We start from the raw sequence: 15,975 nt of genomic DNA on the forward strand, positions 1-15,975 counted from the left end.
GCTCATTTCTACCTGTTAAATTGATACCTCAACTGGGCGGTAGTCTCTGTAAGCGTATTCCCTAATATTTCCTGAAGGCCTGTACCGATACGTTCTCTGTCGGTATAGGTGGTTTTGGCCCATCTTCCCCACAGTGTCAGTTGTGGGCTTATTCTCCATTGCCCCAATAGATAATAACGGAAACCCTGACCATAGTAGGTGGGCAGTGAAAAGGCCCACAAGACGTTTTTCTCATACACATATTGCCTGTTTTCATAATCCTCCGTATCAAATAAGGCTATTCTACCGCTGATTCGCACCCTGTCCCATTGTCCCTGTAAATCTTGCACTAGGGCAAATCCTGAAGTTTTGGCTCCGCTCAATTCAAATGAACTGGCTTGTATGCGGGATTTCATTGACCACTGGGAGGAAAACTGGTGATCAAGGCTAAACACGAGGTTACTGCGCTTTCCCGGGGCAAGCCTGTAGGTCGGTCCTTCCTGAAATGCAGCGGTCACGTTTCTGCTTTTAGTTTCCTGCCGGATTTGGAGGAATAAATGAGTACGTTTGTCAGGTTTGTAACTCCATCTTGAAAGCCATTCGATTCCATGGGACGGCGCATAAACCCTAAATCTCATCCAGGGAAACTTGAAATAATCGAAATATCCGTTCCAGGAAAATTTTCTGTTAGGAGAAAAGGACATGCCCATGTACACCCCTTCCTCGTTGATGGGGCGGGTGCCTTCCGAAAATGCGTTGCCATAGAAGGTATGGAAATTACGGTCAAATTTTCTCCAAAGCAGGGACAGGTTTACGTGCGGATGCAAGCTGCTCATCACGCCAAGTACAGTCCCTTGACCGCCACTTTTGGATATGGCCGTCTCCCCGAAAAAAAAATAATTCTGATAATTATGCGAAAAGTAGGTGCTGTGTACCTGATTCGATTTTCCCCTAAATTCAAAGGTGTTGTATATCCTTGGAGTTGGGATAAAGGCCTGGCTATAGGTAGTAAATAGGGTATTTACTCCCCAATGAAAATTCTTATCTGGGCTGCGATAGTGGAGATTTCCACCGACGTTTTCCTCTCCTCCCTGAGCCTTAGCAGATATTTCTGATGGAGTTCGGTGAAGACCGCTGCGTAGTAAGGAGGAGAAATATTCCTCGGGTTGGTCCAGGCTGTCGTATTGTACCTGAATACGAGCATCCCGTGGAGCACGGGAGAAAAGACCAGTCACTTCCCAATTGCCAAGCTGATAGGTGGCGGCGGCTCCTCTGAAGAAGCCAAATTCCAATACCGAGCTGTAGGGACGAATCCCCAAGGTACTCCGACGAACGGTGGTGATGGCTTCAGCTCCTTTTCCTACCGAAAAGCCCGCCCCGTACACCAATCCCTGCCCAAATTGAAGTTGGTAATCACCCAGTGCAATACTCTTCCACCTCCCCTTTTGATGCAGCGTGGCATGAAAAGAAGCGAAATTAAACCCGTACCGCTGGGTTCCAGGATCCCAGGTAAATGCCTCCCCTTGGCTTTTATTCAACGTGCCTCCAATACTAAAGTCATTGGAATGCTGTACTCTAAACCTAACATACATATCGTTGGGATCGCCGACATAGCGGGTAGAAAGTCTGCCGCCACTTAGCGTATCCGGAGGAGTGAATCCCTTACGGGTTTCCAACACCCTCCGATGCCTAACCATAAGATAGGCATCCCTTTCCTTTTTCATTCGGGACCATAGATTTTCACTGCCCCGTATACCATTGGTTCGAAGCGTTACGAAGGGAACGATTTTGCGGATGGTTTCCAGGTCCCAGTGTGGTACAGCCTGCAGTTCATAGATGGAAAGCAAAGGCCCTATCTCCTCTCTATAGGCGAGGAAGCTGTTTACCTGAAGTGGGGATAGTATATATAGTGATTGTAGTCCCTCTGCTTGAACCTGGTTGAGGGGAAGTCTGTTAAGGTGGATTTGAAGTAAGCTTTCATAGAGGTCCTCATAGTTTATTTCCTCTTCCTGTATGGCAAACAACTCTTCGATAAAGGCTTCTATATCGATTTCACTTCGGATTTCCTCTTGGGCAAAAAGGCCGCGCTGAAAAAGAAGAAAGGCCAAAAGGACCGATATGTAGCGGTACCGGTTCACGGCTCATTCCACAGATAATTGAACGATACGTGATGGGTAAAACCCAACTGATGGTTTTGGCTCATGGCATAGTCAAAACGGTACCGTTTGGGCGAAAATCCAATACCAAAAAACACCTGCTGTGGGTGGGTATTGATACCTGTTCTTGCGTAAAGCCTCTCCCTTAGGCTATATTCGACGCCCACTTTTAGTTGTGGAGCCAAATAAACCTCCTTTTCGGCTTCGAGATTGATCATAAGCCCTTCTGTAGGCCGGAAGGAAAGTCCTGACCTCACGATCATTGGCAAATATTCTCCGGTGACTTGACTTAGTTTGGATCTAGTCCCATTATACATGTGAGCCCCAAAAAACAGCCAAGGAGTCAGTTCGGCAACTCCACCTACCTCCACAATGGGTGCCGCTCCCCGTCCAAATCCTTCGATATTGGTTTGGAAATAATTAATTTTAATTCCCAAACTGGCTATTCCCAATTGATTGCCATATCCTACGCCAATAGTTTGTTGGTTGAACAGATCTCCCCCGTAGTTGGATAACCCTATTCCCCATGCACCCGATGCTCCATTGAAAACCGCTCCGGCAGCCAAGGTGGTAAGTTCGTTTAATCCCAGCCGGTGATCATACCCGGCAAAAAATTCAGACTCCTCCACGCTGCCAATGCCTCCAATATTGTTAAACACACTCCATGCATCGGCCAAGGTGACGTTCGCATTGGCCAGGCCCATACTTCTAGCTCCCCGGGGCAGCACTTCCACACCGCTTTGCGCTGTTACCAAGTGACCTCTGGCCAAAAGTATTATCAAAGAAATATATCCCAACCATTTCATAAAAATAAAAGGGCTAAAAAACAAAAACAGTGTTAATTTAATGCAAAAAAATGTAATTGAAAAGCAAAAAAAGAAATTTTATAATGGGGATTTAACATTGATGAAAAAATTCCCAGTTCCCTGATTGTTAATCGAATATTCAAACCGGAAAACGAGATCGTAGAGAGAAACAATATCCAGCCCCAAGCCATACCCATACAGGTATTTGTTGGTAAGCCTCATGTTTTCGGGAAGGCGGTTTCTATCATTGACATAGCCATGGTCAAAGTTGGCACTGAGATAGGCTCTAAATGGAAACACTGCAAATTCTTCAATAGGCATATAATCCGAAATGTCAAATGCGAGGTTTAACAGCTCGTACCTTAGACTGTTTTTATGAACAACCAACCGTTGCCCTTCGATAACATTGATTTCATATCCCCGGATAAAATCAGGGTTGTATCCAATTCCCCTGACCAAGGTATAGGGCTGTCTTTTATCAAGAAATGAAGAAGCAGAAACTCCACTGACAATGTGAAATTTGTTTCCAAGTCGCATATACTTATTTGCCAAAACTGATATTTCAGTATGTCGTATGTCATCGCTAGCCAGAATTCCATATTGGGAGATTCCGATGTTCAAAAGTTGACCTTCTGTTGCGTAGGCAACATTATCCCTTTTATCATGCCGATAGTTGTAGGAAGCAGCAAAATACTGAATTTGGGTTTTTGAATCAGGAAAATACGCTGGATTTTGGCTAAGCACATCCTCGTGGATCCGGGTATCCTGGTAACCCAATGTAACGTAGTGAAAATTATAATAACTCCCTCTATAGGTATAGGTTAATGTTGAATTTATAGTCCTCCTGAGAATATCTTCCTCTTCGTTGGTGTAAAAGAACTGTCTGTTGTCACCAGATCTAACGGCAATGGTCTTATTTGTGAAATAAGTAAATCGGGCTCCCAATCCATGCCGCTGCTTATTATCAATGTACGGCTTAGTATATTGCAGATCAAGGGCCTGGGTGAAACCCAATTGACCGATCATGCGGAATTTCTCATTTCTTCCCCCCACATTGTTGTGGTCTAATTTAAGCCCGTAGTTTACTCTTGAAAAATCCCTGTTCTGATTGATCCACCACTCCGAAAAGTTACGGTCTGCCAAGGTGAATATTACGCTGGGAAGAATATACCAGCGCTCCTTTACCGTAAGTAGCAATTCTACCTGATCTTCCGCAGTAAAAAGAGGTGTTAGCTCTACTGTATTGAAAAGCTGGAGATTGTAAACCTTCTTTTGATCAGCTGCTATCAACACAACGAATTCTTCCCATGCATAGGTGGTACCTTTACTTAAATCCAGCTCCCTTAAGATTATTCGCTGCCTTGTCTTTTCATTGCCTACTAGAAAGATATTGTTTACGGTTACCGAATCTGGCACATGGCTTTGTACAGTGCTAGAATCAGGCACCGATTCGATTTGAGCGAATGCAATTCCGTCTACCTTCATTATCAGAAAGCACAAAACTGAAAGAAAAGGAATGGCAGTACGATAATTAAAATTCAAATTTATCAGATATTTAAGGTGCTCGAAGAACTAAACAGTTGCATATTTAATTTAGTATATTAAATATGTAAAAGTTGAGAAAACTATTCAAGAACATTGCCATTTTCCCCATATTGGTCTACCAATATCTTATTTCCCCTTTGCTTCCCGCATCATGCCGTTTTACCCCCACATGTAGCAACTATATGATAGAAGCCATCAAGCGGCACGGGGTTTTGAAGGGAGGATGGCTTGGCATAAAGCGGATTGCCCAGTGTCACCCCTGGGGCGGCCACGGGCATGACCCGGTGCCTTGATTGACTTTTTAAACTAGGATAGATTAACTATAGTTCTCTTTGCTGAGGACTGCCTTTTTTCAAGGCATAGATAATCAAAGCTATACCTCCCAACACGAGGGGTATGCTCAATGCCTGCCCCATATTAAATGTGAGGTCTTCTTCAAAGTCTACCTGGTTTTCTTTCAAAAATTCCCAAATAAAACGCATCCCAAAGACTGAAACCAAAAACAAGCCCAAATATAATCCTTCAGGAATTCTTTCCTTGTATTTCATCCAGCCAAGTAAAAGCAAGATAAAAATCAGTAGGTAAGACAGGGATTCGTAAATTTGAGTCGGATATTTAGTTATCCCGAATGTCTTGACTATGACGAGGTAGTGATCTCCTTTATCTAAAAGGTCGTAGTTGAGTGGTGAGGACACATCCTCTGACAGGTATTTTTGGGAACTTCGAAACCGCGTCAGAGCATATTTGACGTCCCGCTCTATAGCTTCCCTTAGTTCCGGCTCCTCAAAAGATCCCTTGGAGATTTTCAGGTCAAAATTCAAAGGAACGATCCCGCTACCCGTCAACTCACTTTCTCTTTCTACTGGCTTATAGGCTGATACATCCTCCAGGGGAAGCTTCATGGTTTCTAGGATTTCCTCCGTCTCCCGCGCAAAAACAAAACCGCTGTCCGTCCCCGTGGCCTTTCCGCCGATTTCGGAATTCATTAGATTTCCAAACCGGATAAGTGCTCCGGTCAGGGCCACTACAATGACAATCCTGTCAACTACCCAAAGGTAACTTTGACCTGGAGTTTTTTTCGCATATAGCCAAAGGGCTATCAGAATGGCTATGGCAGCGCCATGGCTTGCTAATCCACCTTCCCATACCTTCAGGATGTCGATTGGGTTGCTGAGGTATTTCTCAGGCTCATAGAATAGCACGTGTCCCAGCCTTGCTCCCAAAATGGTGGCAACCACCATGTAAATGGTCAACCTGTCCACCAGCCGCTCGTCATGGCCTTCTTTTCGGAAAATATACATCATGATCTGCTGGGAGATGATAAACCCAAGCGCAAAGAATAGGCTGTACCATCTCAGGCGGTCAAACCCGGAAAAAACTGCTGGGTTTGGACTCCAGACAATGTATTGTAAAACTGCATGCATCATGACCTGATTTTTTTTTGCTAAAATAGCATTATTATTCTTCTAATGTTTCCAATTCACTTAATTCTACCTCAAATCCTCCGGAAAGGATGGGGAACCTATACCATGTTTTGGGGTCCACATTGAATTCATCCAAGTGGAATGAGGGGGCAAGGCGCTCCCTTTTCCATTGGTTTCGAGACCAAAGCCGGAAAAATTTGGTAACGTAACCTTTCAGGATGGCTTTGGATATATCCAGTTCCTCCCCCAATATCAGATAAATATCGGCAGGAGAGCGTCTGTCCCGGATGGCAAGCCGCTCAATTGCCACAATGACGGCATAGGGCATGAGATCGTCCTCATCGGTTTGCTTGTTTTCCAAGGGCCGCAGTTCCGCTGTAGGTTGCAGCGAGTTCACCCCTTTTAGTCCACTGTATCCCAGGCTTCGCTGCGCCCACCTTAGCCATTGCAGGATGAAATGCTTATCTACAGCTGCAATAGGAGAGATACTGCCGCTGGTATCTCCGTCCATTGTGGTATAGCCGACATCACCTTCACTTCGGTTAGATGTGGTTAGAAGAAGCGAATTGTTAATATTGGCCAGCATCCAAATAATAGGAGACCTTGCTCTTGCCTGAATATTCTGCAAGGCGATATCATCACCCTCCCAGGTGAGGGTCCTTCCCAATGCCTGCTCAATCTTACGTGTATAGGAACCAACTTCCTCCGAGATACTCCAATGATAAAAAGTAGCTCCCAAACTCTCCGCCAGCATTCTGGCACTGTTCAGCGTCTCTAGGGAGGAATTGTCCGTACCTTGGTAGGCAACGGTAAAAATCGCTCCGATTATTTCTTCTACGCTACTGCTAGAGTGGATATCTTTACTTCTTCCTATTTTTTCCAGAAAGGTTTCCGTGCCTAATTCCACAATGCCTCTGCGGACCATTTCAGCCACCAATATGGCTATGGAGGAAGAGTCCGCTCCCCCACTCAGTGAAAGTACGAACCCCCGGCTTTTACTCTTTCTTAAGTAGTCGAAAAGAGCCAGGGATGCTGCAGCAACAAACTCTTCATTTTTGACATGTTTTGAAACCAAAGAAGATTTATCTCCAACACTCTTAGTAAGGGCATAGGTAAGTACCTGATAAGGGGAAAACGCCAAAAGTCGGTTTTTCAGCAAAAGTTTACCCCGCTGACCAAGCATGACCTCACCATCGAAGATCATTCGGCCACTTTCATTGCCCAGGAGATTGACGTAGAAATAGGCTGAATTCAGTTGCTTGGAACTGGATTTGACCAAGTCTTCCCTGAGCTTGCTCTTTCCCATGGCAAAGTGGCTGGCACTTGGGTTGAAAATTAAATCAACTTGTCGGTCCTTGAGTCGAAATCCGGGACGTTGATCGCCTCTCCATGCATCCTCACAAATTTCAAATCCATAGCGGAAACCCTTTGTCTCGAAAACAATATCTCCCAACGGAACCTCTTTTCCAAAAAAATCGAAAGGCATGGTTTTACCGGCTGTCCAGGGAGTGAACCATCGGCTTTCATAATGCACCCCATCTATAGCCAAAAATTGTTTGGCGACAATCCCTATTAGTTCCTGATTCTCGATAACGGCGATACAATTGTAGGTTTTGTTTTCGAAGCGAATGGGTAGCCCTACGCAGGCGGTCATTTCTTCTACAAGCGGAATCAGTTTTTGCAGGTAGGTCAATGCCTTTCGGGGATACCAAATACTTAAAAATAAATCCTCGCTCCCATATCCGGTAATGCATAGCTCAGGAAAGCAAAGGATGTCAACGTTTGCTTTCCTAGCTTCAGCCAGGGCATTGGTCAGGTTTTGGAGATTACCTTCCCAATCGAGCGGTGTTTGGTTTACGGTAGCACCCCCAATGATGAGTGTGGACATGGTGAGATGATTTTTGGTTAGATAGCCAGCCGAAGCTGCTCACAGGCAAATTTTGCCGCTTCCTGTTCTGCTTTTTTTTTGGTACTGCCTTTCCCTTCAGTGAGGATTTGACCATCGATATGCAATTCAACAATAAACTCCTTAAATCGTTGGGTTCCCGTGACAGATTTTAGAATAAAATCGATGTTGTGGTTGTCTTTTTGAGACCACTCTATAATCTTGCTCTTGAAATTGGTCGTCGTACTGATGATATCGTCCAAGTCAAAATAGGGCATAATCAGGCGTTTGCTGACGAAATTTCTGCAGAATCGATAGCCTCTATCCAAGTAAATGGCTCCAATTAATGCCTCTAGAGTATCCCCGTAGATTGATTTAAAGGAAAAGGGGCTTTTAACGCCCAGCTCATGCTGCACTATATTTGAAAGACCAATTTTGAGACCGACCTGATTGAGTGATTCCCGATTGACGATCCTTGATCTTGTCTCGGTCAAAAACCCCTCATCCCTATATGGGAATTTCATAAAAAGGTATTCGGCTACAATAGTACCCAGGACAGCATCTCCCAGGTATTCCAAACGTTCGTTGGATATTTTAATGCCGTTTTTTGTTTCTTGGGCTACTGAAGAATGCTTTAAGGCAAGTTTGTAAAGGGATAAATTCAAAGGCTTGCTACCGACTATCATTTTGACAGCGAGAGCAAGCCTTTTGTCTTGTCGGGAATACGCAAGCTCTTGAAATCTAAGTAAACGTAGGATTTTCACATTTACCCGTTTAATTTTTTGAATATGATGGAACAGTTATGCCCTCCAAATCCAAAGGTATTGCTCAGCGCTACATTTATTTCTTTCTTTTGCGCCTTGTTGAAAGTCAGGTTTAGGGAATTATCCAGTTCCTCGTCATCGGTGAAATGGTTGATGGTCGGAGGCACCAGACTGTTGTTCATGGCTAGGATACAGGCAATCGCCTCAACAGCGCCCGCGGCACCAAGCAGGTGTCCCGTCATGGACTTGGTGCTGCTTATGTTCATATTATAGGCATGCGAACCAAAGACCTTCTGTATGGCCTGAATTTCACTGTAATCTCCCAAAGGAGTGGAGGTACCGTGCACGTTGATATAATCTATATCTTCCGGATTCATTTCCGCATCCTCCAACGCAAAACGCATAACGTTAGCTGCTCCCCTACCTTCCGGATGGGGGGCTGTCATGTGATAGGCATCGCCGGTCATACCGCCGCCTACTAGTTCAGCGTAGATTTTGGCTCCGCGAGCTTTCGCATGTTCATATTCTTCCAATATCAAGGCTCCTGCGCCTTCACCCAGTACAAATCCGTCCCTGTCCTTGTCAAAAGGTCTGGAGGCGGTCTCCGGGGAATCATTTCGCTGGGAGAGCGCTTTCAGCGCGTTGAACCCTCCGACCCCTGCCTCGGAGACAGCTGCCTCAGAACCACCTGTAATAAACAGGTTTGCCTTACCCAAGCGAATATAATTAAACGCATCGATTAAAGCATTGGTAGCAGAAGCACATGCCGAAACAGTCGCAAAATTGGGGCCCTGGAAACCATACTTAATTGAAATAAAACCAGCGGCAATATCCGCTATCATCTTCGGTATAAAATACGGATTAAACCTTGGCGTACCGTCCCCAGTGGCAAAAGCGGTTACTTCATCCTGAAATGTACGTAACCCACCGATTCCCGAACCCCAGATAACTCCAGCCCTTACCAAATCAATCTTTTCCAGATCGATACCCGAATCCTTCATGGCTTCCTCTACGGCTATCATGGCGTATTGGGCATACGGGTCGATTTTTCTGGCTTCTTTCCGATCTAGGTATTGCTCTACATTGAAATCCTTGATTTCGCAGGCAAATTGGGTCTTGAAAAGAGAAGCGTCAAATCGGGTAATAGGTGCGGCACCACTTACACCTGCCGAAAGACCCTCCCAGAATTCCGGGACGGTTTTACCGATAGGTGTAAGGGCGCCTAAACCTGTTACAACTACTCTTCTTAAATTCATAAAATGATTTTAAGTATGGGATTATTTAACGTTAGCCTCCAAATAGCTAACCGCCTGACCCACCGTTCCGATTTGCTCAGCCTGGTCGTCCGGGATGGAAATGTTGAACTCTTTTTCGAATTCCATGATAAGTTCGACGGTATCCAAAGAATCCGCTCCCAAATCATTGGTGAAGCTAGCCTCAGGAGTAACTTCAGATTCTTCTACGCCTAATTTATCTACGATAATGGCTTTTACTTTTTGTGCAATTTCAGACATTTTGTGATCAGTTTAGTTTAAACACTCCGCAAAGAAAATTATTTAAAACCTTAATGTCAAAAAAAATGCCATACTAAATTTAAGAACTTCCTTTCAAAGGCAGAAGTTGGGATATTATTTTTACCTTTGTTTTTTTAAATTCTTCCTAAATGAAGAAAAATAAACTCCTTGTTGAGTCATCCTATGATTTTGATCTTTTAGGCCTGGTAGCCCCTTTAAAGGACTATAAACTGGCCTGGCTGATCAATTCATGCCTGGGTTTTGACCTCAAAAAAGGAGTGGATTTCAGGATGGAATTTACCAATCAACCGGCATTGATTATTTCTCAATATATTTTGGAAAAAGAATACGGGTTTATCCAATTATTGAGAAATAGGTCCTACCCGGTAGCAGGTCGGGCCGGTTATTTGGTGCCCGAACTCAAAATAATGGATTACTTTTTACTGTTTCAGGATTATACTCTTGAAATAAATATAAATACGTATATTGAAAATCTTTCTAAAATGAAGGAAATACAGAATGTAGTAAAACTGGATGTGATAAAATTAAAGTCAAGGGATAACCTATTAACATATTAAAAACTAAAAATTAAAAAATGAGAGTACCTATCTTTAATAAGACAAAGATTTTGGCCACGGTTGGCCCAGCAAGTAACAGTGATGAGACCTTAATCGAGCTGGTGATGGCCGGCACCGATATATTCAGGCTTAATTTCTCCCACGGAGACCATGAAGGCCATACCAAAGTTGTAGAAAAAATCAGAAAAATAAACACCGATTATAATTTAAATATCGGAATCCTACAGGACCTTCAAGGACCTAAAATTCGGGTAGGAGAAGTCGAAAACAACGGTGTACTAATTATTCCCGGCGAAACTATCACCATCACCAACGAACCCGTCATTGGAACGGCTTCGCTCGTCAGTACGGTATACCAAAATCTTCCCAATGACGTAGTCCCTGGAGACCGAATTTTAATCGATGACGGTAACCTTGAACTCGTTGTACTGAATACGGACGGAAAGAACGTAAACTGCACCGTTTTACACGGAGGAATATTGAAATCGCGAAAAGGCATTAACCTGCCCAATACCCGTGTATCCGCCCCTTCTTTGACAGAAAAAGATTTAATCGATTTGGAATTCGGACTGGCCAACGAAGTCGACTGGATAGCGTTATCTTTCGTGCGGTCCGCAGAGGACATCACAGATCTGCGCGAACGCATCAATAAAGCTGGGAAATCCTGTAAAATCGTCGCGAAGATAGAAAAGCCAGAAGCCTTGGAGAATATTGACGCCATCATTGCCGAAACTGACGCCATCATGGTAGCAAGGGGAGACCTGGGTGTGGAAGTACCCATGGAGGTAGTGCCACTTTGGCAAAAGAAAATGGTGGAAAAGTGTAAGATTGCCAGCAAGCCTGTAATCATCGCCACGCAGATGATGGAAAGCATGATTGTCAATCCCCGACCCACAAGAGCGGAAACTAATGATGTCGCCACTGCAGTCTTGGATGGTGCGGACGCAGTTATGTTGTCTGCGGAGACGGCTTCAGGAAACTACCCTATAGCTGCCGTAAAAGCCATGTCCAGTGTCATTGGTTATATTGAGAAGAACGGGGAAATTTACCACAATTTGTATAAAATTCCTGAGGATACAGAAAGCTTCTTGAGTAACAACCTCCTACTTATGGCAAGCAGGTTGTCCAGAAATGTAAAAGCAGCAGCTATTGTCGGGATCACATACTCAGGATTTACAGGGTTCAGACTTTCTTCCCACCGCCCTTCTGCAAATATTTTTATTTTCACCAAAAATAAAAAATTAATTACCCAACTTAGCCTCGTCTGGGGAGTGAGAGCTTATTATTATGACGAGCAGATTTCTACCGACGCTACTTTTCAAGATATTGAAAAGCAATTAAAGTCTGAAAATCATGTAAAAGAAGGCGATGTTATCATCAATACCGCAAGCATGCCGCTAAAAGGCCAGGGGAGAACAAACATGCTTAAAATCCATGTTGTTGGGTAATCAACCTTACGCACATTTCATTAAATATATCATTCACCGCTCAACACGCATCAAATCCATATGTGTGAGCGGTGGATTTTATTTTATTTCGCCCTCAGGACCAACGGGACGCACCATCAGGATGCTTTCCCTGTCAACCATCACTGCGCCGGGAGCGGATCCCTTTACTTTACGGACAAATTTGACAGGGGTATAAATCACCGCACAGAGGCTTTCATTTCTGTTCTTGGAATAATATCCGGCCAGTTCAGCTGCCCGTTCCAAAACGGATTTGGGAAAGGTCAAGCCTGATTTGTATTTGATCAACACATGGGACCCGGAAACATCTTTGGCATGAAGCCATAAGTCCTCCTTCCAAGCAAATCGACGGAGTAATTCATCGTTTGCTTTGGCTGATTTACCTACCAGAATATCAAATCCTTCGGCTTCAAACCGTTTGTACGGTGTCGATTCCAGAATTTCCTTAGAGGCTGATGACAAGCCTTGCTCTTTGATAAAGCCTCTTAGTTCCCGGAAATGTGTCAGACCGGCAACTTCTTCTTTTTGCGCTAGGAGTATTTCTGCATGCTTTTCCTTTTCTCCAATGTTTTTTTCCAGTTGTGCGATTTCCTTTTTTCGGTTTTTCGCTTTACGGTATAGATTCTCGGCAAACTTCTGTGGGCTTAGCTCCCGCTTCAGGGTGACAGGCAGCATTTGATCCCGATAAAAATCATAAAGCGTTATCTTTTCGGTACCTAGCGGAATCTGATGCAAGTTGGCCATAATAATATCCGCCAGTTGACCAGGGGAGGTTGCGGTCTCTAATTCTTCGAGTTTTTGATAGCTCTTCGTTATGTAGGCATGGGTCTTTTTAAGCTGGTGGGACAGCGACTTCATCAGTTGGGACTTCTCCTTGTCAAACCCCTGCCGGATGACAGCATGTTTGTAATAGGCATTTGCCGCAAGCAAGGGGTCGGCTGTGGCGAATATTGCGGTAGACGATGGCAGGAGTGTAAGCAAATATTGTCCATCTTCCTGTACTATGGAGAAGAAAGAGCTATCCAACAAATCCATGACCTCGTGTATGAGGCTATACCTCGTGTCCAGGTCGGCTTCCAGATACCCGGCCTTCTTTAGCCAAGCTCGGGGTAATTTACCAAGTGTGGGGAGAAACTGGGAAGCATTACCCTCCAGCGCAATGAAACGTTCCTTACTAAGATCTAGCGGATTGTCCAATTCCTCCGGCGTGAGTCTCCAATCATCCTGCAATTCGTTTCGGAAGATCTGATGGGGTGCGGAGGTTTCTGAATCGAAATACAGAACATTACTACGGCTGCCATGCATTTTAAATAGCAACTGCTTGCCGGATTCAAATCGAAAGGAAAACGCCCGCTCATAGGCAAAAAGACGGATCTCACCAATTTTTTCGCCCAAAATATCGGGGAATAGGGTTACGTTGTTCTTTTTACTTCTTTTGAAATCAGCAGGAAAATACAGGCATGGTGCGGCCGGGAGTAGATGGGCGACGACGAAGAAGGTTTCTCCATTTTCCCGATCCACCTCAATTACCAGCTCGTCCTTACTTTGCGAAAAACACGCTGTAATCACCCCCGAGGCGATCTGCCTTTCCAGTGCCGGACATAGGAACCTAAAATAATGGTAATTGAGGTGCATGGTTCAAAGTTGTACTTTTAGTCCGTCATAAGCCAGAGAGACATTTGGAGGAAGCGTATTTTCGATTTCCTGGCTCCGGCCCAACCGATGGCTGATGTGGGTAAAATAGGCCCTTTCCGGCTGTATCCGATCTACCATCTCCAGAGCTTCGCTCAGATTAAAATGAGAAACGTGTGAATTTATTTGAAGGGCGTTGAGAACGAGTACCCGAGTTCCCCTGATTTTTTCTATTTCCTCCTCGGGGATGTAGTTGGCGTCGGTGATGTAGGTAAAGTCTGCAATTCTATAGCCAAACACAGGCAATTTGTGATGATACACCTGAATGGGTATGACCTTGATGCCATTGATCTCAAAGGGATTATTGCTGATCTCATTCACCTCCACTCCTGGAGCTCCCGGATACTTGTCCTCTGAAAACACGTATGCAAATTCATCTTTAAGCTGATTGATGACGGGAGGCGTTCCATAAATGGGTATATCCTTATTTTGCCGAAAATTAAAGGGGCGTATATCGTCCATCCCCGCTGTGTGGTCTTTATGCTCATGGGTGAAAATCAAGGCATCTAACCTGACAATGCGTTCCCGTAACATCTGCGACCTAAAATCTGGACCCGAATCAATCACAAAACTCTGTCCATCGACCGATATGTGAATTGAAGTTCTAAATCGCTTATCCCTAAAATCCAAGGATTTGCAAACACCACATTCACAACCGATCACCGGTATGCCCTGAGATGTTCCTGTACCTAGAAAAGTAACTCTCAAAGTTTTAATTCTGTTTGTTGGAGTTCTGTCAAAAACTCCTGTGCCTTTTTGTTTTCGAATGACATTGGGTTTAGCTGCAGTTCTTTCAAAATATCCAACAAGGCATTTATTTTACCCTCTAGAGTAAAATATTTATTAACAATGATCACTTTGTTGTTCTTCAAAATGCAATAACCACTTTTAAAACTTCCCTTTTCGTACCTGAGGTGATAGGTCGTTTCTGAAAAAAGAAGCTCTATTTTCTCCAGGTAGGTTTTGGTATACTTGACAGCCATTACCTATTTTCCTATTTATATGCATGTTTTTTCACAGTGGATAAAAGCAAATCATAATCCAGGGGTTTCTGAACATAATCGTCCAGTCCATGCTGAATAAAGTCATCCAGCGTAAAATTCTTATAGTTCCCCGTGATGGCAATGATTGGTATTTTGGATTTCTTCTTATCCGGCAGGGCCCGAATCGCTTGAGTGCATGTAATACCATCCATCACAGGCATGTTGATGTCCATAAGGATTATGTCAAAGTCTTCATTCTGAAGTTTTTCCAGCACTTGCTTACCATTTTTTACTGAAGTAATCTTAAAGTTGTCAAACAACAACACATTTTTAGTTAAGTTAATGATTACCGAACTATCCTCCGCTACTAATACTCTTTTAGATTCATTCATACTTTTCAAATAATTTATTATTGTTCATATTTGCGCGAAAATCTACCAGGCACTTCTCCAGTTGCGAATAATACTCATCGGAATGCGCAAAATTATCATTTTTAAGGTCTGTCTCAAACTTGGAAGACACCATGAAAATATTAGAAATGCCTAAAGTTCCGGAATTTCCCTTAATGATATGCAATTTCTCACTTATTTCTTCAAATTTCTCTAAATTTAACAAAATTTTTATTTCGTTTACCAAATTTTCTGCTTCCTCCAAAAAATCATGATATACTGACTTGATATTATCAAGGGTATGGTATTTCATTAGCTGCAATATAACGCTTTCGTCGAAAATAACATCGTTAACGCTCGATTGCGTTTCTTCCGCCCGGTGTCCGCTTTTTTCCAAGTGAAAACGGATGGTTTCCAACAGATCCCTGGGCTTTACGGGTTTTGCAATAAAATCGTCAAAACCGGTGGATAAAAAATATTCCCGGTCAGTCTGGTTAGAGTATGCGGAAACTGCTATTACGGGTGAAGCTGTCAGATTATCTTCCTTTATAATTCTAAGTGCTGAAATGCCATCCAGCTTTGGCATTTGAATGTCCATAAGAATCAAATCAAATTTTATTGATTTAATCTTTTCTATCGCCTCCTCTCCATCCTTGGCAGAATCATATGAATAATTGTTCATCAGGATATTTTCAAATACTCTTCTATTCAATGCATTGTCGTCGACAATCAGGACTTTGTTGTTTTTCATGTTCAAAATTCATTATTTTTGCTAACGATCGCCAAACTCCATT

16 protein-coding genes are annotated in these 15,975 nt (G+C 43.6%); 3 read left to right on the plus strand and 13 right to left on the minus strand.

Translation table 11 applies throughout. The features are described from left to right. Positions 1-8: 8 nt before the first annotated feature. The 3 genes from FQ608_RS25975 to FQ608_RS25985 all read right to left on the minus strand — a co-directional run bounded on the left by FQ608_RS25975 (position 9) and on the right by FQ608_RS25985 (position 4,483). On the minus strand, positions 9-2,117 hold the full coding sequence (locus FQ608_RS25975) for a ComEA family DNA-binding protein (RefSeq protein ID WP_234364412.1): 2,109 nt from the start codon (positions 2,115-2,117) through the stop codon (positions 9-11). Continuing rightward, positions 2,114-2,941, minus strand: coding sequence for a PorV/PorQ family protein (locus tag FQ608_RS25980; RefSeq protein ID WP_158861434.1), 828 nt, complete (start codon positions 2,939-2,941; stop codon positions 2,114-2,116). The genes FQ608_RS25975 and FQ608_RS25980 overlap by 4 nt, the downstream gene beginning before the upstream one ends. A 78-nt stretch (positions 2,942-3,019) precedes the next feature. After that, positions 3,020-4,483: a BamA/TamA family outer membrane protein gene (locus tag FQ608_RS25985; RefSeq protein WP_234364413.1), complete on the minus strand. Its 1,464-nt coding sequence runs from the start codon at positions 4,481-4,483 to the stop codon at positions 3,020-3,022. Between the two features lie 74 nt (positions 4,484-4,557). On the opposite strand from FQ608_RS25985, the gene yidD reads away from it, so the two are divergent. After that, complete coding sequence (yidD, locus tag FQ608_RS25990; RefSeq protein WP_199856479.1) at positions 4,558-4,779, plus strand: membrane protein insertion efficiency factor YidD; 222 nt, start codon at positions 4,558-4,560, stop codon at positions 4,777-4,779. Between the two features lie 27 nt (positions 4,780-4,806). Here yidD and FQ608_RS25995 read toward each other — a convergent pair whose 3' ends face one another. From FQ608_RS25995 to FQ608_RS26015, 5 genes are read right to left on the minus strand one after another with little or no spacing between them, the layout of a single operon-like run. Continuing rightward, a complete protein-coding gene (locus tag FQ608_RS25995) occupies positions 4,807-5,913 on the minus strand; it encodes a prolipoprotein diacylglyceryl transferase (RefSeq protein WP_158861435.1) in 1,107 nt (368 codons plus the stop codon). 31 nt (positions 5,914-5,944) lie between these two features. Beyond that, on the minus strand, positions 5,945-7,798 hold the full coding sequence (locus FQ608_RS26000) for an NAD(+) synthase (protein ID WP_158861436.1): 1,854 nt from the start codon (positions 7,796-7,798) through the stop codon (positions 5,945-5,947). A gap of 17 nt (positions 7,799-7,815) precedes the next feature. Beyond that, a complete protein-coding gene (gene rnc, locus FQ608_RS26005) occupies positions 7,816-8,559 on the minus strand; it encodes a ribonuclease III (RefSeq protein ID WP_158861437.1) in 744 nt (247 codons plus the stop codon). Positions 8,560-8,561: 2 nt separating this feature from the next. After that, positions 8,562-9,815, minus strand: a complete 1,254-nt coding sequence (fabF, locus tag FQ608_RS26010; protein ID WP_158861438.1) for a beta-ketoacyl-ACP synthase II — start codon at positions 9,813-9,815, stop codon at positions 8,562-8,564. Between the two features lie 21 nt (positions 9,816-9,836). Further along, positions 9,837-10,073 carry an acyl carrier protein gene (locus tag FQ608_RS26015; protein ID WP_010855324.1) on the minus strand — a complete coding sequence of 79 codons (237 nt, stop codon included), beginning with the start codon at positions 10,071-10,073 and terminating at the stop codon, positions 9,837-9,839. Between the two features lie 149 nt (positions 10,074-10,222). On the opposite strand from FQ608_RS26015, the gene FQ608_RS26020 reads away from it, so the two are divergent. Both FQ608_RS26020 and pyk read left to right on the plus strand, forming a co-directional pair. After that, positions 10,223-10,651: an IPExxxVDY family protein gene (locus FQ608_RS26020; RefSeq protein ID WP_158861439.1), complete on the plus strand. Its 429-nt coding sequence runs from the start codon at positions 10,223-10,225 to the stop codon at positions 10,649-10,651. Positions 10,652-10,668: 17 nt separating this feature from the next. Continuing rightward, a complete protein-coding gene (pyk, locus tag FQ608_RS26025; RefSeq protein WP_158861440.1) occupies positions 10,669-12,099 on the plus strand; it encodes a pyruvate kinase in 1,431 nt (476 codons plus the stop codon). A 78-nt stretch (positions 12,100-12,177) separates the two neighbouring features. Here the strand turns inward: pyk and FQ608_RS26030 are convergent, their stop codons facing one another. The 5 genes from FQ608_RS26030 to FQ608_RS26050 are packed head-to-tail and all read right to left on the minus strand — an operon-like array spanning position 12,178 to position 15,932. Further along, positions 12,178-13,752 carry an NFACT RNA binding domain-containing protein gene (locus FQ608_RS26030; protein ID WP_158861441.1) on the minus strand — a complete coding sequence of 525 codons (1,575 nt, stop codon included), beginning with the start codon at positions 13,750-13,752 and terminating at the stop codon, positions 12,178-12,180. Between the two features lie 3 nt (positions 13,753-13,755). Continuing rightward, the gene (locus FQ608_RS26035) at positions 13,756-14,517 is read right to left on the minus strand and encodes an MBL fold metallo-hydrolase (protein WP_158861442.1); all 762 of its coding nucleotides are present in this window, start codon (positions 14,515-14,517) and stop codon (positions 13,756-13,758) included. After that, entirely contained in the window at positions 14,514-14,792 is a 279-nt protein-coding gene (locus FQ608_RS26040) for a hypothetical protein (protein ID WP_158861443.1), read from the minus strand. Before FQ608_RS26040 ends, FQ608_RS26035 begins: the two co-directional genes overlap by 4 nt. 11 nt (positions 14,793-14,803) lie before the next feature. Beyond that, complete coding sequence (locus FQ608_RS26045) at positions 14,804-15,184, minus strand: response regulator (protein ID WP_158861444.1); 381 nt, start codon at positions 15,182-15,184, stop codon at positions 14,804-14,806. Next, on the minus strand, positions 15,177-15,932 hold the full coding sequence (locus FQ608_RS26050; protein WP_158861445.1) for an Hpt domain-containing response regulator: 756 nt from the start codon (positions 15,930-15,932) through the stop codon (positions 15,177-15,179). The genes FQ608_RS26045 and FQ608_RS26050 overlap by 8 nt, the downstream gene beginning before the upstream one ends. Positions 15,933-15,975: the final 43 nt, after the last annotated feature.

Source organism: Lunatibacter salilacus, assembly GCF_009797935.1.
Classification (GTDB): domain Bacteria; phylum Bacteroidota; class Bacteroidia; order Cytophagales; family Cyclobacteriaceae; genus Lunatibacter; species Lunatibacter salilacus.